Here is a 23289-nt window from a genome sequence, read left to right as displayed (position 1 = left end):
AAGGATGCAGCATGGAAGTATTGAAGAAAGAGGATGTGTTACGTGTAATTGAGGGAAAAGGGGCAGCGAAAAGAATTCCGCTCCTATATGATATCTGGATCTATGATAATGTATTTGAAAATGATGCCGGAAAACGCAATGCCTGGCTGGAGAAGTACCCCTGTGATGTGGATGAAGTATTTTTACAGATGCCGGGAATGACTGAGGGACCAAAAGAAGATCCTGACTTTTACTGGGCGGCACCCGGAAAACATAGTTTGGAGGGAAGGGGGCTGGATGCTCAGTGTCTGATTGAGGACTGGGAGGATGCGGGGGAATTCTATGATACTTTTCCAGATCCAAAATCACCGGCTCTTATTTTGGGAAAAAAAGAAAAGGATGGGCGTTACCTGCTGGGAAGATGGTGGTATTGTTTTTTTGAGCGGCTTTGGTCCTTGCGGGGAATGGAAAATGCGCTTACTGATTTTTATCTGTATCCGGAAGAAATTCACCGTTTATTTACCAGACTGACGGATTTTTATATGCGGATTATGGAGCGGACAAAAGAAGAGCTGGATGTAGATGGTTTTTTTGTATCCGATGATATTGGGACACAGACGGCACCTTTCTTTTCCCTGGATATTTTCCGGGAGTTTTTCAAACCATATTATAAAAAGCTCATTGACAAGGCACATGAGCTGGGAACTCATTTCTGGCTGCACAGCTGCGGCAATATTGAGCTGTTTCTGCCCGATTTGATTGAAATCGGACTGGATGTGATCCATCCTATCCAGAAGAATACTATGAATGAGCAGGAGATTGCGGAAAAATTTGGCGGACAGATTTGTATTTTAGCAGGCGTGGATGTACAGTATCTGATGGCTTTTGGTTCTGCAGAAGAGGTAAAGGAAGAAATTGCATTTCTGATGAAAGCATATGGCAGAAGGGATGGACGCCTGATGATGACTATGGGGAATGGATCAACCCCGGATTGGAAAATACAGAATCTGAAAGCACTGTACGAAGCCTCCCTGTATCCCGTTATAGAAGGGAGTGGCAAAGAATGAATCATATTATTGCAGGATGCATTTTCAGTGATTCCTGCAGAGAGTGAAAAATAAGATGGTAAGAGAGTTTTCTAAAAGGCTGTCCCCGGACGATCGTCCGGGGACAGCCTTTCTTTCATTACTCATCATTACGTAAGTGTGTATTCATGCGGTATTCACCAAGAGATACTTTAAAGTACTTCTTGAATCGGGTATAAAAGTAATTATTTTTTTCCATGCCGATTTTATCCAGGATCTTATTTAATGGAAGTTTTGTCTCATTCAGATAGTGGGCAAGCATTTCCATTCGAAGATCTGTGATATACTGGGCAACAGATTTCTGCATGGCTGATTTAAAAATCTGTCCGATATAATTGGGGGAAAGCCCAATCTCTTCTGAGATAGAACTCAGGCATAAAGAGGGGTTGGAAAATTCCCGGTCTACGATCTGGCAGATACGCTGTGTTACGATATCCGTATTCTGGCTGAATGGATTATCATGGAGAAACGCTATTTTGCTGCAGAGGGACTGGAGTAAAGTATCCATGAGCCGGCTGATATCAGATGCAATTTCTACATTTTTCAGGTCAACCAGACAGTCCTTTAATAGTGTCATGCAGTCTTCTTTTAAAACAGGATATTTATCGGATATCTGAAAATACAAGTCATAAATAAGCCGTATGCTGGAAGACATAATCTCATTATAGTCATAGGAAAAGAGCTGTTGGGAAATTTTCTGGTAGGTTTCCAAAGCCTGTTCCGTTTTTCCATTTAATACAGCGGAAGACAGTCGTTCTGATAATTGCTTAGGGAAAAAGAAAATATCGGAATTCAGGTCATCCATCATCTGCGGGCTGATAATACTGGAGTGTCCGTAACGTATTTTCTGCAGCAGTGAGTTCTCCATATTGATATACATGCTGGGCAAGTGTTCCAGACCCTTAAACAGGGTGCTGTATGCCACGGTTAATGACAGCTTTAAGTACCGGTCTACGTTTTTTTGAATGGAAAGGAATATGTTCTGCAGCTTCTGATGGAAAGCTTCATTGGGAAGTTCTTTCCCGCAATTAATTAATATTACAAATTTGTCATTTTCCCGGCTGAAAAGATTGCAGGTGAAGGACTGTCTGACAATTTCCTCGGCGATGTTAGCGATTGAGAATCGGAATACCCATAATTCATTCGGTGCGTTGGCATTGAGAAAATCCTGGTAGTTATCAATTTTCAGGACAGCCATGCATATCGGCTGGTCTGTAAGATAAGTAAGATTCTGGGACTCCAGTGCGCGCAGAGTGCTGTCAACAGGTTCAGTGCGGTTTCCTGTGACCAGGCTGTTCAGGAAAGACTCTTTATAGCTTTGGGCATTTTTTTTCTTTAAAGTATTCAATTTTTGATTGTTCTGGTGCAAAGATTCAAATACTGTCAGAATATGCTGAAATTCAGTTGGAACCTGAAGCTTTACATCGGAATCGCCATAGGCCTGGTCTTCCAGCAAGTGGGTTACTTTCTGTATCGGTGTATTCAGCCTCTTGGCAAAGAATAAGCACAGGAGGATGCAGAACAGAAAAACAGATATCATAATGGCGGAACTGATCAGTACGGCTGAGATAATATCTTTAAAAATAATACTGGAGGGAACCAAGCTGATCAGGTACCAGTTATTCACATTGTCACGTGTAAAGGAATAAAAATAGCGGGTTTTATCAATGGTAAAAAAACCGTTGCCGAATCGTTTATCGTCTGCAAATTTTTCCTTAAAAGATGAGAATGTGTCGGCATTTTCCAGAAGCCTGGGGGTCAGTACAGAACTTAATACGGTCATGTCAGAATCCATTACAATGAAATCCATAGGGGTTCCCTCTTTATATCTGTTCATGGAATGGATGGCATCTGTCAGAGAGGAGGCATAAGTATTAATTATAATAGCATTCCTGCGTCCGTCCTTGCCGGTGTAGGAATCATAGTAGACGTAGGAGAGAATTTCAGCATTCTGGGTCATTTCGTTAATCCTTCTTGGAATCGGGTGTTTATCATAAGCGGCGATAAAGTCCGGGTCTGTCACCAACTTTACACAATCCGAATCTGTAAATTCACTGCTGCCTGACTGGCTGCCGTTTTTAGACGAAAAGAATAAATCCAGCTGCGCGTTATAGAGATAGATGCTTTCAACATAAGGAAGTACAACCAGCTGGTTATCCAGTACGCGGCTTGCCAGAATCGGAGTGGTGGAAGAGCGGTTATTCATATAAAGAAACGAAATAATGTCATTATTATTAATGAGAGAACGGGTCACCCGCTGTATATTGTCATTGAGCTGTTCCACGGTATAATTTGTCTGTGATACCAGGTTCTGGTTAAAACCGGAAGTCAGTTTCAGCGAAGTTTTTCCATAGTTAATGGAAAGAAAAGAAGAAAGAAGAATGGTAATAATTACAGATATTGCAAGTAAGCTAAGGAGCGTGCTGTTAAAAAAGCTCCTGCTTTTTTGGGAGTCTGTATGCAGTTTTTTGAATTTAATTGCTTTCATTTATTTCTTCCACCTTTGCCTTTTGATAATATCATTATAATAAAAATAAGAAAAGATTCAATAGAGAATTGGAGAAAGTGATAGTAATCGTAGAAAAGATTAAAATTCAGAGAGGTATATTTATTAGAAATATGTGAATTTCTAAAGAGTCATCGTTGTGAAATTCCGGAAATTAACGCATAATGGGAAAAAATAAGTGAAGGAGAAGAAGAATGAATGAAAAATTTACTTACTCGCTGCGTATTGGCATCTGCCCGGATTTTTACGCAGAAGAGAAGTTTTATGATTTATTGAAGTTTTGTAAATCTGCACAGATTGATGACGTCCAGTTTTTTCTGAATATGGAAGAAGTCAATCAGGGGCATTTATCATTGGAGAAGACAAAAGAGTGGCTTCAAATGATAGAAAAGTTTAAGCCCAAGTTAAATGAAGAGGGAATCAGCGTATCCTTAAACCCCTGGACAACGGTTCTCCATGCAGACCGGGGAAGAACCTTAGCAGAAGATCAGAATTTTACCACTATGGCTGATTATAACGGCAGGAAAGCAGACGTAGTAGCCTGCCCTTTGGATCAACAATTTCAGGACTATATCAAAGCTGTTTATGGTTTGTATGCAGATCTTCATTTTGCGGTTATATGGATTGAAGATGATTTCAGGCTGCACAATCATCCCCCGCTGGAATGGGGAGGATGCTTTTGTGAACTGCATAAGAGAGAGTTTGACAAACGTATAGGAAAAGAAGTGGATATGGAAAGTTTTCTGGAGGGCATTCTGTGCCAGGGTTCCCCACATCCTTACCGGAAGGTGTGGCTGGATACCGCAAGAGATACCATGTGTGGTTTTGCAGCTCTTCTGGGTGAGGCGGTCCATGAGATATCTCCCCATACAAGGATGGGACTTATGAGTTCCGGTCCGGAGGTGCACTGCGTGGAGGGACGTGACTGGAACGGTATTTTCTCCGGTTTATCAGGTGAGACGGCGCCTTTGAACCGCCCGCATCTGCCGGCATATGCAGAAGCTTCGCCCCGCCAGTATGCACTGGATTTCCAAAAGACTACCAAACTGAGTGCAGCCATGACAAAAGGCCAGGCGCAGCTTTGGCCTGAGCTGGATAATTTCCCCCATACAACATTTTCTAAATCTCACCGTTTTACACGCCTGGAAATAGAAAGTGCCCTGGCTGTGGGGGCAGACGGAATCACCATGAATCTCTTCGATATGATAGGGAACGGCATAAATAAGGAACAAAAATATGATGAACTGCTAAGCAGGGCAAAACCATATTTAACCGGGATCACAGGTCTGCATCTGAAAGGCAGTGAGGAAAAAGGCATTTGTGTAATGTACAGCAGCAATTCTTCCTATACCATACATACAGACGGAACAAGATGTTTATCAGCCATACAGCCCTGGGAGACATTCTGGGCAGAATACCTTTCTGCATTTGGCATGGCGAACCATTATTGTGATGACTGTTCCAAAACAGGAGAGATTATGGCGGTCAGCGGACAGTATTTTCGAAATTTAAAACCATGTGAAATCACGAAGATGTTTTCTGACAATGTCCTCCTGCTGGAAGGAGAAGCAGTGGAAACCCTGGTGGATATGGGGCTTGGCTGTCTGCTGGGAATTACTTCCTGTGAATGGTATCCGGCAAATACCGGTAAGCACAGCTACGAACAGGTGATTACAGAACAACGGTTCCAGAACCTGCCGTATGCCAGGATTTCTGCTCAGACCATGGGGGAAACGGGGGATTACCTTAATATAACGTATACAAAAGAGCCGCACCAGACAGTTTCTGTGCTAAAAGCACCGGATGGTTTTGTCGTAGGAGAAGGAGTTGTCTATGTAACGAACCGCGCCGTGATACTGCCCTACGGCCATATGCGTGACAGGCATAACTTTTTGTTAAACCCGGTGAGACAGGAAATGCTAAGGCACCTCATCTTATCCATGAAGGATGTACGGCAGCCTGTAATCATAGAAAATTGTCCCTATGTAACCGTAAGTCATTTTAGCCGGGAGGGACAGCAAGTGCTGTTACTGTTCAATTATGCAACGGATGATTTTGAAAATGTGAAATTAGATCTTCCATTTCCGGTACAGGACGCATTTGAAATTTCCAGAGAAGAAGGAAAGCCGGTTCCGCTGCAATTTGAAAAAAGGGAAGGCGGGATACTTTTGCCGGTCATGCTGGAGCACATGACTTCCCGCTGCATCGTGTTAAAATCATGAAATCTGCTGTAATCCTGAAAAGTGTTCGTTTTCAGAGAGATAAAAATGCTAAAACAGGAAGAAAACGAAGGTTTTCGAAAATATCTTTGTTGAAAAGCGTAGGCATTAAGGGCATAATAGGGAACAGATTAAGGAGGGAAATTTAAAATGAAGAAAATAAGTAATCGTAAGAAAGGTAAAAGTTTTGCAGTAAACGGGCAGCGTAATTGGAAACGATCGGTAAAAAAACAAATGCCATTTTATTTAATGATGGCTCCGGGACTTTTCATGATCACATTGATTTTTTATCTGCCAATGCCGGGGGTAATACTGGCTTTTAAAAATTATAAACCCACGGATGGGATTTTCGGCAGTGAATTTATCAACCCTTTATTTAAGAACTTTGAGTTTTTCTTTAAATCCGATACAGCAAGAATTGTTACGATGAATACGATTCTGTACAATATTATAGAAGCAGTTCTGGTAACGGTAGTGGCGGTGGCACTTGCCATCTTGTTGAATGAAGTGAAAAACAAATATGTATCCGCTGCTTATAAAGGCGCCATACTGATTCCTACTTTTTTATCCTGGATCGTTATTCAGTATATATTATTTAGTTTTTTAAGCGTAGACAGAGGTATTATTAATAATGTCCTGGGAAAATTCGGGATAGAAGGGATACAATGGTACAGCGAGCCGTCTAAGTGGAGAGCGATTATGCCGCTGGCTTATCTCTGGAAAAATGTCGGTTACTACTCTGTCCTGTATGTTGCTGCAATTGCGGGTATCAATACAGACTATTATGAAGCGGCACAGTTAGATGGAGCTACGAAATGGCAGCAGATTAAGTTTATTACACTGCCTCTGATCCGTACAACCATGATCGTTCTGTCCTTGCTCTGGGTAGGAAAGCTGTTTAACGGCGGTCTTGGAGACTGGAATGCATTCTATACCCTGCCAAATGATGCAGGTGCACTATATCCGGCAACAGATGTCATTGATACTTACGTTTTCCGATCCCTGAAAAAAATTAATGATTATGGAATGTCGGCGGCAGTGGGGCTTTATCAGTCTACAATTGGATTTGCCCTGGTTCTGATTTCCAATAAAATCATTAAGAAAATCGATCCGGACAGCGCACTATTTTAAGGGAAGGAGATCCTATGAAAAAGAAAAGAACTGTAAGTGTTTTTAAGGTAGGCATTCATACGATTTTTTTATGCCTTAGTTTAATCTGTGTCGTGCCGCTGCTTTTGGTTGTGGGGATTTCATTTACCGGGGAAACCTCTCTGATGGTGGATGGTTATCATTTTATTCCGAAAGTGTTCAGCACGGACTCTTACCGCTATGTGTTCAGCGGAGCGGCATCTGTGGCACAGGCATATGTAGTAACGATTGTGGTAACGGTTATGGGTACGGCACTGCATCTTCTGATCACCGCTATGCTGGCATACTCGCTGACGAGAGATGAAGTGACTTGGAGAGAAAAAATCTCATTCTTTGTATACATACCGGTCTTGTTTAACGGCGGTCTGGTGCCACAGTATATGTTAATGACCAGATACCTGCATCTAAAGAATACCATTTGGGTTTTAATTTTAATCAATCTGGTATCGGCTGTAAATGTACTGATTATGAAAAACTTTTTTAAGTCAATTCCCAATTCGCTGATTGAATCGGCAAGAATTGACGGTTCCGGAGAGTTCCGGACATTTTTTAAGATCGTACTGCCTCTGTCCACACCATCCCTGGCAACGATTGGACTATTTGTATCAATTGCATACTGGAACGACTGGATGACCTGTTCCCTGTATATTGAAACCCCGAAATTATATACATTGCAGTATCTGCTGCAGTCATTAATGAATAACATCGGGTATCTGCAATCCAATGCCCAGGCTTCCCGTTCCATTGAACAGGCACTGGGGGTACTGCCAAGCGAGGGTGCGAGAATGGCAACCTGTGTTCTGGCAATCGGACCAATCATACTATTATATCCGCTGCTCCAGAAGTATTTTGAAAAAGGATTGACAATTGGAGCAGTAAAAGAGTGATTTTTACTGATGAAAATCAGAAAAATAATAAATTAAATTTAAGGAGGAAGACAACATGAAAAGAAAGAACCTGATAGCAGTCTTACTTGTTGGGGCAATGCTGGCAACTACATTCACAGGATGTGGAGCAGCAACAGAGAAAACATCGAAAGAAACAAATGGTACGGAGAATCCGGGCAGTGATGCGGGTACCGGGGAAAGCAAGGATGGGGATAAGGAAGAAACAAAAGAAGCTTCCGGCGATCCGGTAGAATTAAGCTTTTATATGATGAACGGACCGGTAAATGATGCTGAGCGTATTATGGAAAAAGCGAACCAGATCATTGAAAAAGAGATTAATGCAAAATTGAACCTGGTTATGATTGACAGTGCTACTTATGGAGAAAAAATGAACCTGATGATTAATTCAGGAGATGCCTGGGACTTATGTTTTACCGCAAACTGGGGCGGCATCAATTTTTATGAAAATGCGGCAAAAGGCGCTTATGCAGATCTTACAGAGTTAATTCCCCAATATGCACCGGAAACTTATAAGAGAATTCCGGAAGGCCTGTGGGAAGGCGTTAAGGTGGATGGTAAAATCTATGGCTCCGTAAACTACCAGCAATGGGGCGTTGCAAAGAGACAAGGCTTCCGTTATAGGACAGATCTGGCGGATGAGGTAGGATTTGACTGGAAAGCAGTTAAGGGTAAACCTACCCTGGAAGCACTTCAGATGACTGGGGATTTCATAGGCAAAGCGCTGGAGAAACACCCGGATATGATAGGCTGGGAAACTTCCTCCACCTGGAATTTATTTGCGAATGAACCTCTGTTCTGGGATATGGAAGCTGTTGGAGATATGGCTACCCCGGGCTGGATTCGTTTTGATGAACCGGATAAAGTAATTAATCAATTTGGTACCGATGAATTTGCAGAATTCTGTACGATTATGCGTGACTGGTATGAAAAAGGCTATGTCAGAAAAGACGGTGCTACGGTGAAAGATACCAGCCCGGACAGAAAAGCAGCGAAGATGATTGCAGAAGTCGGGTCAGGATGGCCGGACAGCGTGGACTTCCCGGGTAATGAGGATTCTGCAAAAATGAGTATGTGTACCAAGGATATAGCACCGGCTGGAACAGTTTCCACAACCAGAACAGTGATTCCTGCTGCGGCAGGACCTACGGCTGCCGTTGCAGTGAATGCTCAGTCTGAAAATATTGAAAAAGCAGTTGAATTAATTGAGCTTTTGAATACAAATGACGAACTGTATTTGCTGATCACACAGGGTGAAGAAGGCGTGGATTACGTTTATGGCGATGACGGAACCTATGCTTTGCAGGAAGGAAAATATAACTTTAACTTTAATGAATGGCAGATTGGACAGTCTTACAGTCCTGATTTTACCCGAGCATTATATAACCGCAATGAAGCAGGAGATTTACAGAAACAATCCCAGAGCATGGTCTTTGAAGAAGATAAGAAAGCTGAGATTTCACCGGTAACCGGATTTGTGTTTGATCCGACACCAGTCAAGACGGAATTGGCAAACTGTACCTCTGTGATTACAGAAATGGTTCCTGCTTTAAGCTCAGGATCTGTAGATCCCCAAACGGCACTTCCTGACTTTTTAAAGAGACTGGAAACAGCTGGCGTAGATAACGTCATTGCTGAAAAGCAGGCACAGATGGATGCCTGGAAAGCAGCAAAATAGGGGGAGAATGATGGTAAAGCTGGGTGTAATAGGCTATGGTGTCCGCATGGATATGCTGGCAGATGAATTTATGGGCCTATTGGAAAAAGTACAGATTACAGCAATAGCTGATAAAAATCCGGAACGTGTGAAAGCGCTTTTAACCAAGACGGATTCCAGGGAAATCATGCATGAAATGGAAATTGACAAAATTGACGGCTTATGGAGAAAATGTCCGATGGATCCGGAATCAATACACTTTTATGATACGGCACAAGAGATGCTGGATCAGGAAGAACTGGATGGTGTTTTAGTAGGCACCAACTGTGATACCCATGCACAATTGGCAGAAATGGTAATGAAACGGGGGATTCCATTATTTTTGGAAAAACCCGTAGGTGTCACAAGAGAAGATCTGGAGCTTCTGGAATGCTGTGACAGAGAACCTCATGCTCCTGTGGTAGTGTCTTTTCCGCTTCGGGTAACCAGGATGGTAAGGGAAGCAAAGAGAATCATAGACAGCGGTGTCATTGGAAAAGTAGAGCATGTGCAGGCATTTAATGACGTTCCTTACGGTTTTGTCTATTTCCATGACTGGTATCGGAATGAAGCGGTATCTCACGGTATGTTTTTACAGAAGGCAACCCACGATGTGGATGTAATCAATTATCTGACCGGAGAAAAACCGGTGCAGGTCTGTGGGATGAAATCAAAGCAGATTTTCAAAGGTAATATGAGGGCAGGGCTGCGCTGCAGTGAGTGCGACTGCTGCGGCAGCTGCATGGAAAGCACCTATCATATTACCCAGACCAGAAATGATATCCCAAGAAGTGATTATTGCTGTTATGGGGTAGATACCGGAAACGAAGACAGCGGCAGTATGCTGATCCGGTATGAATCCGGTATGCACGCAGTCTATTCACAGAATTTTTTCGCAAGAAAAGGAGCAGCAAGGCGGGGCGCGCGGTTGTATGGATACAAAGGAACGCTGGAATTTAATTTTACAACAGATGAAATCAAGGTGTACGATCATATGAGTGATCAGGTATCTGTGATTAAGATAGGCACTCCGCCTGCAGGGCATGGTGGAGGAGATTACGAACTGGCACGGAATTTTGTGCAGTTGATTCTGGGAGAAACAACAGAATCAGTGGCACCTCTTGGGGAAGGTATCATAAGTGCGAAAGTTTGTATGGCGGCAAAAGAATCTTCAGAAGAGGAAGTATTTAAAACGGTATCATAATCAGGATCAGTGCCTGCGGTTAAGTGAAAACGAAAAGAGTTCATGATATGTGGATGCTTCAGAGCGTAACTGTTTCTGGTTGAAGAAGGATTACTACAGGGTGGACTATGCTAAGATTTGCATATCCACCCTGAACTGTATCCGGCTTATAGGTAATGCCGGTTACAAAACTTATTGTGGGATTTAAGTGAATCTGTATGAAAAAGGAGAAAAGATATGTATAAGATGAAAAAGCAGCTTGCGGTTTTAATGTCTGCAGCCATGCTGACGGGCACCCTGGGCATGTCGGCACCGTATTCCGTGACAGCAGAGGCATCCGGGGTACAAAAAGAAATCTATATTTCCCCGGCAGGTGATGATGCTGCCGGGGACGGGAGTCAGGAAAAGCCATATGCATCCCTGGAAAGAGCCAGAAGTGAAGTGCAGAAAATCAATTCCGATATGACAGGGGATATCTATGTGTATCTGGACAGCGGAGAGTACTATATGGATGAAACGGTAGAATTTGGACCCGAAGATTCCGGCACCAATGGACATCAGATTGTCTATACCAGTAAGGATGGGGTTGCCCGTGCTAAATTAATTGGGGGGAAACCCGTGGATAACAGTGATTGGGAGCTGGTGCAGAGGGAAGGGGCAACCGATGCCGACCTTCCGGCAGAGGCAGAAGGTCTTGTCTATAAAACGAACGTTGGAACAGACCGGAGCTTCAATACGCTGTACGTCAATGACAGTCGGGCAACCCAGGCACGTTACCCTAACCTGGATCAGTATGAGGGGTTTACAGCGGCACTGACTCCTTATCTGTTTACTGCCGGGGGAGGAATGCATGATCTCCAGTGGAAAGCAGGGGATCTGCCGCAGACGGTGACAGACGGTTTATCAAACGCTGAGGCACGGGGCGATCTGGATGCTTCTGTATATATGTGGGACGGCGGATACTGGGACTGGATGACAGATACAATTCCTCTGAAAGGAATCAATACTGCACAGCGCAGGCTGCATTATAAAGATGAAGAAATTGATTTGGATGGTTCTGCCCGTTATCGCCCTAAATATACTACCGGAACCAATGCACGGTATTTCCTGCAGGGCAATCTGGCATTACTGGATCAGGAGGGTGAGTACTATTACAACAAGACAACCGGGGATCTGTATTACTATCCGTCAGGAAATATAGAAGATCAGCAGGTTATCATCCCTCTGGTAAAAGAGGTAATCCGCGCAGAGGGCGAAGACAGAAATTCTAAAGTCAGCAATCTTACCTTCCGTGGTATTGAAATGAAGGATACGGAGAGCACAGACTGGTATGCCTACGGCTGGAATGCAAAGGATACCGGAGCAGCGCTGGGATTCTGGCCAAACGAATCCAAAGGAAGTACGCAGCCATCTTACTGCGAACAGAGGGAACAGAATGATTTCCGCTACGGGGTGATGACGCTGAAAAATACCGACGGAATCCGGATTGAAGCCTGTCATCTGACCAACTCGGGAATGTTTGGCATTGCTATGTATGATGCCAATACAAATGCGTTGGTGGAAAATTGTCTGATTGATTATACCGGTCATGGCGGTATCAGTATGGACGGCGGTTATCCGGGACTGGCAGGAGATGAAAACGGAGATGGATATTCCAGGGACAATATGGTGAAAAATGTATTGATACATGATATTGGTGAATTAATCGGACAGGCTTCCGGGTTAACGGTACAGCAGGTAAGCCACAGTACATTTTCTAATATCGAGGTGTATAATTCACCCAGAAGAGGAATTTTTACCACAGGCGGAACAAGCAGGGAAAAAAATGGAGCCGATAAAGATTATGATGCGATGAAGCACTTATATACCCATAGCAACCGTTATGAATACTGCTACATACATGACTGCCAGCAGGACGGCGGGGATGACGGCGCATTTTTTGGATGTATGCTGTTTCATGGAAATGAAGACGGCAAGGGGAAACCCAATATCATCAACCAGATGGTAATCGACAGCACCGGTGCCAATCCTACCATGAGGGATTTAAGTCCCAACAATATGAACCTGGATATGGGATGTTCCGGCTTTGAACTACATAATGTGAAATCTGTCAATCCCATGAACTTTAATATTGAAGTCAATACTATATTGCAGTACAAAGATGATATTCTCTTTGACAATGTAAATATCGACTATGGAACCCTGGTAAATCATCTGGATGAATTTGATGATTCCAAAATGGAGTATGATAAGATTGGATTGACCGAGGGCTTCCCAATAGAATATATGGAAGAGAAGGAAACCAGCCAAAAACCGGAAGACATATATTTTGAAGATGATTTCGAAAAGGGTATCCAGAAACGCAAATGGACGTTCCGTAATGCACAGCCGGAGATTACCACAGAGTGGATGTCAGAAGACCCGTTTGTGGGAAAACAGGGTCTCATCGTAAACCAGGACAGTGTATTATCCAGAACGTTTCAGGATCTTCTGAATAAAACAGTTACCGTTAAAATGTTTGACCGCCAGTCCGGCAATATGGCTGGATATGATTCCGGCGTTCAGAATTCTGGAAATGCTCTTTCTTATGTCAGCACAGGAACAAAAGACCAGATGTTTGGTCTTGGCATAGAGTGGGGGAAATGGGATTGTTATTACATGAACATAAACGGTGAAAAGATCCCCACAAATGTTCCGCGTCTTTTTGGATGGCATGAGCTGAAGTTCGATTACAGTACGCCCGGTACATTACAGATGTATATTGACGGCAGGCTGGTGAAAGAGGTAAACAGCAGAGGATTTGATACTCTGGAAATTGGATGTGATGCAGGAAAAGGCACCGTGTACTACGATGAAGCTATGATTTATGGAGGCGTGGAAGCTCCCCCAGCAGGCGAAGTGCCGCTGCCAAAACCACCTGCAGAGCCGGAAGACAGGGTTTTGTATGAAGAGGATTTTGAAGGCTATGAGATGACTGTGGACGAAGCAGGTAACAAAAGTCATCGGGAGGATGCATTGCAGTATAGTGATATTGCAAATAAAGAATTGGAAAACCAGAATGCTTCTGAGACAGAAACGGAAGTCCGGGTAAGAGATAAAACGGAGACGGAAGTATCGGAGACAGAAGTACTTGAAACGGAAGTACCTGAGACGGAAGTACCGGTAACAGAAGTACTTGAGACGGAAGTACCGGAGACGGAATCACCGGAGACAATAGAGCAGGTTAGCGAGCCCCAGGCTAATGAGCAGGAAATGGAAATACAGAAAACAGCTGCATCTTCCATGAATGCAGAGGATATACTGCCTGACTGGAAAGGGGTAGGAGGCGGAAAAATGGTAAAAGAATTAATCAGGGAAGATGACAATCAGTATCTTCGTATTAATTCTCAGGATAATACCTTCTATTATACAGGCGGCAGCGACTGGAAGAACTATGTACTGGAAGCCAGGGTACGGTTGAATCGATGGACCGGGGAAGGCCCCCTTGGCGGAGCATACGACGTATTTTCGGCAGGCGTTCGTTTTGAAGAAGACTCCAACAGCAAATCAAATCCACGCCGCTATACATTAAAGATGGAGAAGTCAGGTAAATTAAAATTTTATATGCGGTCCTCCGGTGATAAGGATTTCTTCGCCAAGACACCGGAAGAGGCAGGACTGGAGCCTTTGAATCCTCCGTTTGCAGGAAGATGGTATGATCTGAAGATTGTGGCAGACGGTGATAAGATCAGCAGTTATCTGGATGGCAATCTGGTAGGAACCGTAGTGGATGGAACCTTACAGTCCGGAGGTATCGGCTTTAATTGCCTTGGGGGAGAATACGATATCGATGACATGAAAGTGACGAAAGTCCAGACCCCGGAGCCGAGTGTGGAACCGGATTCCGGAACATATGAGCAGCCGGTTGAAGTTAAAATTACACCGGCATCCAAAAAGGATCAGATATTCTACACGCTGGATGGAAGTGATCCCAAAGACCCGGAACATGGTATCTATTATGATGAAAGCTTTGTACTGCCGGAAAATGATAATCCGGTGACATTAAAATGCGTTGCAATCGCCGGTGATTCCCTCTACAGTGAAGTGGTTGAGAAAACCTATGTGGTCAAAACCCATAAGCCGGAAATCACAGGTTTGGAAGAAGTTCAGGCGGATACAGTCCAGGGAATCATCCCGAAGCTGCCCCAGACGGTGAAGGCTTCCTACAATAACGGAACAACAGCCATGGTATCGGCACGCTGGGAGCCAATCACGGATAAGCAGGTAGCAGTACCCGGTAACTTTACGGTACTGGGTTCTGTGGATGGCACAGCATTAAAGGCAAAAGCCATTGTAACCGTATTGCCAAAGAAACAAGAACCGAAACCAGAACCGAAACCGGAAGTAAAGGTAAATAAAGTCACGCTGAATGAAACGAAGAAAACGTTGTTAAAAGGGAAAAGTTTCACTTTGAAAGCGGAGGTATTGCCAGCAGATGCAGCGAATAAAAATGTGGTATGGTCCACCAGCAATGCAAAAGCAGCGACAGTAGACCAGACTGGTAAAGTGACTGCAAAAGGTTATGGAACCGCTGTTATCAAAGTACAGGCAGCTGACGGCAGTGGAAAATATGCGTCCTGTAAAGTGACGGTAGGTTATAAAATCAACTATCACTTAAATAAAGGGACCAACAGCAGGCAGAATCCACAAACCTGTTATAAGTCAAAAGTAACCTTGAAGGCACCATCCAGAAAAGGATATTCTTTCAAGGGCTGGTATTCGGATAAAAAATATAAAAAGAAAATAACCAGTATTCCATCATCAACACGGAAAAACGTCGAAGTTTATGCAAAATGGGAGAAAATCAAGATTGCAAAGGCATCCATCAGCAAAGCCCAGAGTAAAAAAGCCGGCAGTATGGCAGTAAACTTTAAAAAAGTAAAAAATGCAGACGGATATGAGATTGTTTATGGAAATAATTCCAGAATGACCAAAGGAAGAAAGGTATTAGAGACAAAAAGGACAGGCAAGACCATTCAGAAATTGAAAAAAGGCAGGACGTATTATGTAAAGGTCCGGGGATTCAAAAAGGATTCAGCTGGAAAGAAGGTATACGGGGCATACAGTAAAACAGAGAAAGTGAAAATTAAAAAGTAAAATCAGAAGTAAAATTAAAAAGAATTGGGTTAAGAGAGCCGCTTCCAGAGTGTAATTTGGGAGCGGCTTTTGATGCTGTTTTTTAAAGTTTCGACTTAAGAACAGCAGTTTAGATCAGTTCCTGCCAGACAGCTGTCAGAGAGCAATTTTCAGAACTTTGTACGAACGCGGGTAAAAATAATCCCCATAAACAAGTAAAATACTTCCTCACAGTAAGAATCGGATGATTGCTATAATGTGATTTATAAAGTTTCCGTAAACAGAAAGAATGAAGCACCCTGAGAATTCAGTTATTACAAATGGAAAATCATAAAAAGCAGGAAGAAGGAGGAAGAAAGGTTTAAACATTGTAAAAATGTGAGAAATTATTAAAAATAAGAGTGATAAAAACAGGTAATATCAATAAAAACAGTACTTTTTAGTGTCTGAAATTAGTGAAATATGTGATAAGGTAATCTCATTCTAAATCAGGAGGGTTATAATGAAAAAAAGATTTTCTAAAAACCTGTGGAAGCGCACCACAGCACTTTCAATGGCAGCCATATTGGCAGCAGGGTCTTGGAACCCGCTTATAGTAAACGCGCAGCATGTAAATGGAACAGCCCCATTCATAAATTCATGGCTGGTTGCGGGACCTTTTGAGTCACCGGTTGCTGATGAGATTTATGGCACGGAGATCCCGGACAATCCAAATTTAGCCAAGCAGGCAGCAACTTCTGCATCGTCCGCTACTCTTAGTTCGAATCCACCGGAGTTTCTTAACGATGGGTCCGTCAGAAACCAATGGGTGACAGAAGGGTCAGAGATTCCCTGTTGGGCACAGCTGGAATGGAATGAACCAATTACGGCAGGCAGTGTTGGGATCACACTGTGGAATGACGGACGTCATAGAAACCAATGGTATGATCTGATTTTTACTTATGAAGACGGAACTGCAAGTGATCCGATACGAATAGAAAGTACCTGTCAAAATGCTGATTATCCAACTGTATACCAGCCTGAGATCCCTTTTGAAAATGTGAAAAAATTGCAGGTAATCGTTGATGACGGGCTTGAGCCATATCCTGGAATTACAGGAATCAGCGAAATAGAAGTATACCCATATCCACTGGAAGATACGGAAATAGCTGTGAAAAGCTTATTGAATGTAAGTGCCGGGTTACCAGAAGAGGAAATGTTAACGGAAGAAACAGAGGAAAAGACAGCGTCAGAAACAGCGTCAGAAACAGCGCCAGAAACAGCGTTAGAAACAGAGCTAGAAACAGCGCCAGAGACAGCGATAGAAACAGAGCCAGAAACAGCGCCAGAGACAGCGATAGAAACAGAGCCAGAAACAGCGCCAGAGACAGCGATAGAAACAGAGCCAGAAACAGCGCCAGAGACAGCGATAGAAACAGAGCCAGAAACAATGCCAGAGACGATGCCAGAAGCAGCGATGGAAACAACGAAAGAAACAGCTGCGCCAGAGGCGGTGACAGAACAAGCTGAAACCCAGGGAGAAGTAAAGGAATTACTTACGGATAAGACAGCAGCGAAAGAAACCATCGTTCCAAAACTGGGAGAAAGCATGACTTTTGACGGACAGAAATGGGAGTATTTCGATGACCGCATCTGGAACCGTACCTATGATGATTACCAGGACTTATATGGATATTACGGTGTTAAAAAGGGCATTGACACCAAAAATAAATATGTGTATGCCCATACATACGTATATAGTGATATAGAACAGGCAGTACAGTTTCGTTTTGGCAGCAGCGGTGAACACCGTCTGTATGTAAATGATACTGCAGTCACAAGTCCATCCAAGCCTTCTGAAGTACAGAAGGATATGGCAGTTAAGGACATTCAGCTCAAAGAAGGATGGAATAAGATTCTGCTCCAGATCAAGCATACTTATACAGATGACAAGAATGCCAATGGAGTGCCGGTTGCAAAAGATAATGATGTGTATTATCTTGGATTTTATGGCAGGATTACAGATAAAGACGGTAATGAGCCGGAAGGTTTAACCTATTCCGTGACGGGAACAGACAGCGATTTATCCATCACCACGGCGGGGCTTTCTGCTGATGATGTGGTACAGGATGGAAAGCCGGGAAGAGGCCTGCCCCAGAACATTTTGCCTATAGGATATACGGAGTGGCCTTACGTGTGGAATAAATCTCAGTATAATCAGAATCAGTTTAATCTGGAAGCATCCCCTTTTCAGTTCATGGCTGACGGAGGCAGGCCTGACTATACTTGGGAAGTAACAAAAGGAGCGCTTCCGGATGGACTGGAGCTTAAGAAAGATGGAACCATAGGGGGAATCGTAGAAGCAGACCCCGGTGATTACAGCTTTACCGTACAGGTAACGGACAAGGATGGGGCTGCTGTACAGCAGACTTATACACTGAAGGTCAAAGAACGCCCGAATAAATGGTTTGAGGAAGGACGTGTCAGCGCATTAAGCCACTGTATTCCTGTCTACCAGTATTTTGCAGATCCGAATTTTTCGGCAGATCTGTGGGCAGAACGTGCCAGCAGACAGGGGCATTCCCTGGTATCCATTGAGGCATTGCAGCAGAATTACTACTGGCCATCCCGCTTTGCAGATCCGAACCACGACAGGAATAAATATCTGCCAAAGGATGAAAACGGAAATGTGGTAGATGGATTAAAGCAGTTTGAGGAAGCAGTAAAGCGCTATGGAATGAAGTTTGGATTGTATTATGCTACAGAGGGAGGCGGACTGCAGCATTACTCTACCGATGTATTTGTGCAGAATGTGGAGGATTTAATTTTACGCTACGATCCGGCATACCTTTATTTTGACGGTCCCCAGGCAATGGGCGGTGCAAATTATGATGTCATGTACAGTAATGTGCGCAACTACAGCGATGAAATTATTATCAATGCCAACGTCTGGGGTTCGGAATACGGAGATCCGGATTTAAGAACCGGGGAATGCAGCGGTATCTATGGACATGAGCGGGGATCGAAATTAACGAAGCGCACTATTATGGAACCATGGAAATCCCTGCATACAAAAAATAATTATACACCGTACTATGCAAGAAGGGATGACTACCGGCTTGTATCCCAGGAGATGGTTATGAATGCCGGAAGAGGCATGGTAGATAATAATGACCAGATGCCGTTAATGAGCAGAGGTACTAACTGGGATTCTCCCGAGGATGTAGCACAAAGATATCCAAAATCAGTTCAGGAATTTGTGGATGCAAGAGAAGAACTGGCGGCTTGGTTTGCCCCGGAAGGGAAGCCGGAGCGTCATGAATCTACCACCGGAACCCAGCCCTGCTTTTTGAATGGATCGGATTGTCAGTGTGCTGATGATGGAGCAGGCAATATTGACCATTTCGAAGATGGGCATGGACCAAAATGGGGATATGCAATGTCCCGGGACAATAACGTGTACCTGCATATTATGAAAGGTCCGGACAGAAAAATTGGATTTGATGCAATAACCGATCAGACTCTGGTGGCTGATCCGATCAGGGATCACGTTGAAAAAGTAATCTGGCTCAATGAAGACAAGGAACTTTCCTTTACCCAGGATGGGGACTTCGTAAGCATAGATTTGGCAGATGTCACAGAAGATCAGGTTGACACCATTATCAAGATTGTAACGGATAATACCCAGCGCAGCTATCAGCTGACAAATATAACTGCAAAAGGTGAGCAGCTCTCAGATGACTGCCTGCAGGTAAAAGCAGAGGGTTATATGACGTATCAGGCATTAAAAGCAAATCTGGAAAAAGTGACTTTCCAAAGCTCAGACCCGTTGGTGGCATCCGTGGATGAAACAGGACTCGTAATACCGAAAGGTAATGGTGAGGCAGAAATAACGGTAACCGGTACTTATGAGGGAGTTACGCAGGAAGACACTTTAAAAGTGAAGGCAGCAAATGGTAAAGTTTATGTTGGAGAAAACATGATAGGAGCGTCTTTGTGGGTAGACGAAAAAGGCGCTTATGGAAGCTTTCACAATCTGGAAGGATATCCATATTATCTGGAGGGCAGATCCGACAAGGGCGGTTCCATTGGACTAAATGCCGCACAGATAACGATGAAATGTGGAATCGTAGACCTGGATGGCGGTGATAAATATACTCCGGTGGCTATTACAGAGAGTGATCTCATTTCTTTTAAAGACGGAAAGCTGTTTGCAAAGTCTGTAGAGAAAACTACCCGTGCTGCCGTATGGGCAGAAGTGCAGCTGGATGGCAAAACATTTACCACAAACAGGGTATATATGGATATTCAGCCATATGAGTCTTTAATGGCTGGTGCGAAAGTCACCGCAAGCGGACAGATTGAGGATTATGCACCACAGCGGGTATTGGACGGAGAACTGATAACAGGTGCAGATTTTGATGCAGGGAAATGGTCCGTGTCCGGAAAGGGAGAATCCTTCTTATCCTTTGAGCTGGAGAATCAAAGTAAAATTGAAAATGTAGAAATCCATTTCAATACACGCAGCCAGAAATACTATAATACACCAAAGGAAATGGAGATTCAGATCAGCGATGACGGGGAGGCATGGAGAACAGTAGAAACCGTGATACCACCATCAGCAGGACAAGAAGCATATTTTGGATTTTCCGATATTTATAACGTGGAACCAGTTACTGCAAAATATGTAAGACTGAATTTCCCCAAGGGAAGTAACGGCAGTGCAGTTGATATTCTGGAAGTCTCATTAAACGGGGAATCTATGGAAGGACGTCTGTCAAAGCTTACAGCAAAAGGTGAGAAACTTACCGACACTGACGCAGAACTTGTGATTACCGGATATGATGGAACAGGTGCCAAAATGGATATAAGCGGAGCAGACATTTCCGTAGAAAGCAGCAATCCCCAGATCATTTCCGTTTATGACAATTTCAAACTGAAAGCTGTGTCCGGGGGCAGAACCCGGATAACGGTAACTGCTGTGGCAGCCGGAGCAATTGCAGAGACTTCTCTGTACGCTGATGTGGATAAGAATGGCCATATTTTCTTTGGCGATTATCTGGAGAAGGTCACATTGACTGCTGATACGGAGACAGTCAGTGTTAATCATCCGGCAGCCGTTCGGATTCAGGGCATGTTAAATACAAAGAAACCGGCGGGACTTTCGGACGCTCAGGTAGAATATATCTTTAGTGAAGGAGCCCCCCTGCAGAAGGTGGAAGGCGCTGACATCATCTGCATGCCGCAGGAAATACCAACCAGGCAGAAGGTAAAAGTAAGTGTCAGAGTAACTCTTGACGGTGTAACGGCAGTCAGCAATACCATAACATTAGAAGCAGCAGGAAGCAATATTGCACCGGAAGCAGACGTTAGAGTTTCTTCCGTACGTTCCCGTACCGGAACACCGGATGGTAATGACGCAGACGAACGGTATACAGCCGAAAAAGCAATAGATGGAGATACGAAAACCCATTGGGCTGCAAAACAATCCGATCATTCTCCATGGATTGAACTAAGTTTTGATGAAGAAAAAATGATTGAGAAAGTGATACTGAATGAGCGTGGACATGAAGTGAATGCCATAAGAGAAGGATTACTGGAATTCTATGATCATACCGGAAAGAAAGTGTATGAAAAATCAGTGCAGGATATGAAATGGGAAAATTCCCAGGATAATCTTGTGGAACTGGAGCAGCCGGTAAAAGCTTCTGGCATAAAGTTTACCATTGATCCCGAAGAAAAATACCATCAGGCAGCAAGTGAACGGGGACTGGCTGAAATAAAGATATTATGTGCACCAGATACTCAGGAAAGTACAATTACAGGATATTATCCGGTGTATGCAGAGACCGCAACAGGGGTTATTCCCAAAATGCCGGAGAAAGTTACTGCAGTTTACAGTGATCTTACTACAAAAGAAGAAGCGGTAAAATGGGATAACATAACACCGGATATGGTGGCAGATCCAGGTGTAATCTTTGTGGAAGGTGCCGTAAATGGTTCAGATAAAAAGGCAGCTGCAGAAATACGGATAAAGAAGTCATCCGTACCGGTACCCACACCGGACCCGGAAGTTAAGGTAGATAAAATTACACTGAGCGAAACAGAAAAAACAGTTGTAAAAGGAACAAGTTTTATACTGAAGACAACAGTTTTACCATCCAATGCAGATAATAAAAAAATCATATGGTCCACCAGTGATGGGAAGGTGGCAGGAGTAGACCAGGCCGGTAAAGTCACCACAGTTGTATATGGAACCGCAGTCATCCGGGCAAAAGCAGCCGATGGCAGCGGAAAATATGCAGACTGTAAAGTAACGGTAGGAAGCAGTGTTGAAAAAATTACTCTAAATGAAGTTTCCAAAACGATTACTAAGGGAGAATCATTTACGTTAAAGGCAGCAGTTTCCCCCTCCAATGCGTTGAATAAAAATGTGGTATGGACCACAAGCAACGCAAAAGCTGTAACAGTTGATCAATCAGGTAAAGTGACGGCAAAGGGATACGGAACCGCTGTGATCAAAGTACAGGCAGCTGACGGCAGTGGAAAATATGCGTCCTGTAAAGTAACGTCAGGTTATAAAATTAAATATAACCTGAATAAAGGAACCAACAGCAGGCGGAATCCACAAACCTGTTATAAGTCAAAAGTAACCTTGAAGGCACCATCCAGAAAAGGATATTCTTTCAAGGGCTGGTATTCGGATAAAAAATATAAAAAGAAAATAACAAGTATTCCATCATCAACACGGAAAAACGTCGAAGTTTACGCAAAATGGGAGAAAATCAAGATTGCAAAGGCATCCATCAGCAAAGCCCAGAGTAAAAAAGCCGGCAGCATGGAAATTAGCTGGAAAAAAGTAAAAAATGCAGGCGGTTATGAGATTGTTTATGGAAATAATTCCAGAATGACCAAAGGAAGAAAGGTTTTAGAGACAAAAAATACAGGTAAGACAATTAAGAAATTGAAAAAAGGCAGGACGTATTATGTAAAAGTCCGGGGATTCAAAAAGGATTCAGCCGGAAAGAAGGTATACGGGGCATACAGTAAAACAGAGAAAGTGAAAACCAAAAAGTAATTCATTTGCTAATCCAGGTCAAAAAAGGGATATCGTAGCCATTAAAAGGTTATGATATCCCTTTTTTAGCCTGGAATGTTCATGAAAACATGAAAGTTCCGCCGGTTTCTAAAAACTGGTCAAAATAGTAGCACCAAATAGCAGAATCCTGACATTGCCGTAAAATGGTAAATTAAGTATATTAAAGTTAAAAATAGTGCTCCATCCGGACAGTGCTGTCACTATTATTACTGTCCGGAATAGTACTAGGTGAAATGATCTTGTTACGGGCGGTTATACAAAAGGTAATAAGGGCACGGCAAAGGAAGCTCCATAGTCGAAGTACCTTTATTATACAGAAAAATCTATATATTTCAATGAGAAAGGAGGAAAGACAGATACGGGGAGGATGCACA

At 43.3% G+C, this 23289-nt stretch carries 9 protein-coding genes; 8 read left to right on the top strand and 1 reads right to left on the bottom strand.

Annotated elements, in window-relative coordinates:
* Nucleotides 1-11 precede the first annotated feature (11 nt).
* Nucleotides 12-1046 (top strand): uroporphyrinogen decarboxylase family protein, encoded by a 1035-nt coding sequence (locus QR40_RS18695; protein ID WP_044296360.1) that lies wholly within the window; start codon nt 12-14, stop codon nt 1044-1046.
* 118 nt (nt 1047-1164) lie between these two features.
* On the opposite strand, the gene QR40_RS18690 is transcribed toward QR40_RS18695, so the two are convergent.
* A complete protein-coding gene (locus tag QR40_RS18690) occupies nt 1165-3552 on the bottom strand; it encodes a helix-turn-helix domain-containing protein (protein WP_044296359.1) in 2388 nt (795 codons plus the stop codon).
* Between the two features lie 212 nt (nt 3553-3764).
* Here QR40_RS18690 and QR40_RS18685 point away from each other — a divergent pair, with 212 nt between their 5' ends.
* From QR40_RS18685 to QR40_RS31890, 7 genes are all read left to right on the top strand, one after another.
* Nucleotides 3765-5792: a hypothetical protein gene (locus tag QR40_RS18685; RefSeq protein WP_052430937.1), complete on the top strand. Its 2028-nt coding sequence runs from the start codon at nt 3765-3767 to the stop codon at nt 5790-5792.
* Nucleotides 5793-5939: 147 nt separating this feature from the next.
* Complete coding sequence (locus QR40_RS18680) at nt 5940-6920, top strand: ABC transporter permease subunit (protein WP_027292996.1); 981 nt, start codon at nt 5940-5942, stop codon at nt 6918-6920.
* A 14-nt stretch (nt 6921-6934) separates the two neighbouring features.
* Nucleotides 6935-7825 carry a carbohydrate ABC transporter permease gene (locus QR40_RS18675; protein WP_027292995.1) on the top strand — a complete coding sequence of 297 codons (891 nt, stop codon included), beginning with the start codon at nt 6935-6937 and terminating at the stop codon, nt 7823-7825.
* Nucleotides 7826-7880: 55 nt separating this feature from the next.
* Entirely contained in the window at nt 7881-9521 is a 1641-nt protein-coding gene (locus QR40_RS18670) for an ABC transporter substrate-binding protein (protein WP_044296358.1), read from the top strand.
* 7 nt (nt 9522-9528) lie between these two features.
* A complete protein-coding gene (locus QR40_RS18665) occupies nt 9529-10743 on the top strand; it encodes a Gfo/Idh/MocA family protein (RefSeq protein ID WP_200889760.1) in 1215 nt (404 codons plus the stop codon).
* A gap of 216 nt (nt 10744-10959) precedes the next feature.
* Entirely contained in the window at nt 10960-15858 is a 4899-nt protein-coding gene (locus QR40_RS18660) for an Ig-like domain-containing protein (RefSeq protein WP_044296356.1), read from the top strand.
* A 481-nt stretch (nt 15859-16339) separates the two neighbouring features.
* Nucleotides 16340-22894 (top strand): Ig-like domain-containing protein, encoded by a 6555-nt coding sequence (locus tag QR40_RS31890; RefSeq protein ID WP_044296355.1) that lies wholly within the window; start codon nt 16340-16342, stop codon nt 22892-22894.
* Nucleotides 22895-23289 lie beyond the last annotated feature (395 nt).

It is taken from the genome of Robinsoniella peoriensis, from assembly GCF_000797495.1.
GTDB classification, from domain to species: domain Bacteria; phylum Bacillota; class Clostridia; order Lachnospirales; family Lachnospiraceae; genus Robinsoniella; species Robinsoniella peoriensis.
Note: the sequence above shows the minus strand (reverse complement) of the source record. Positions and strands in the feature narration are given on the sequence as shown.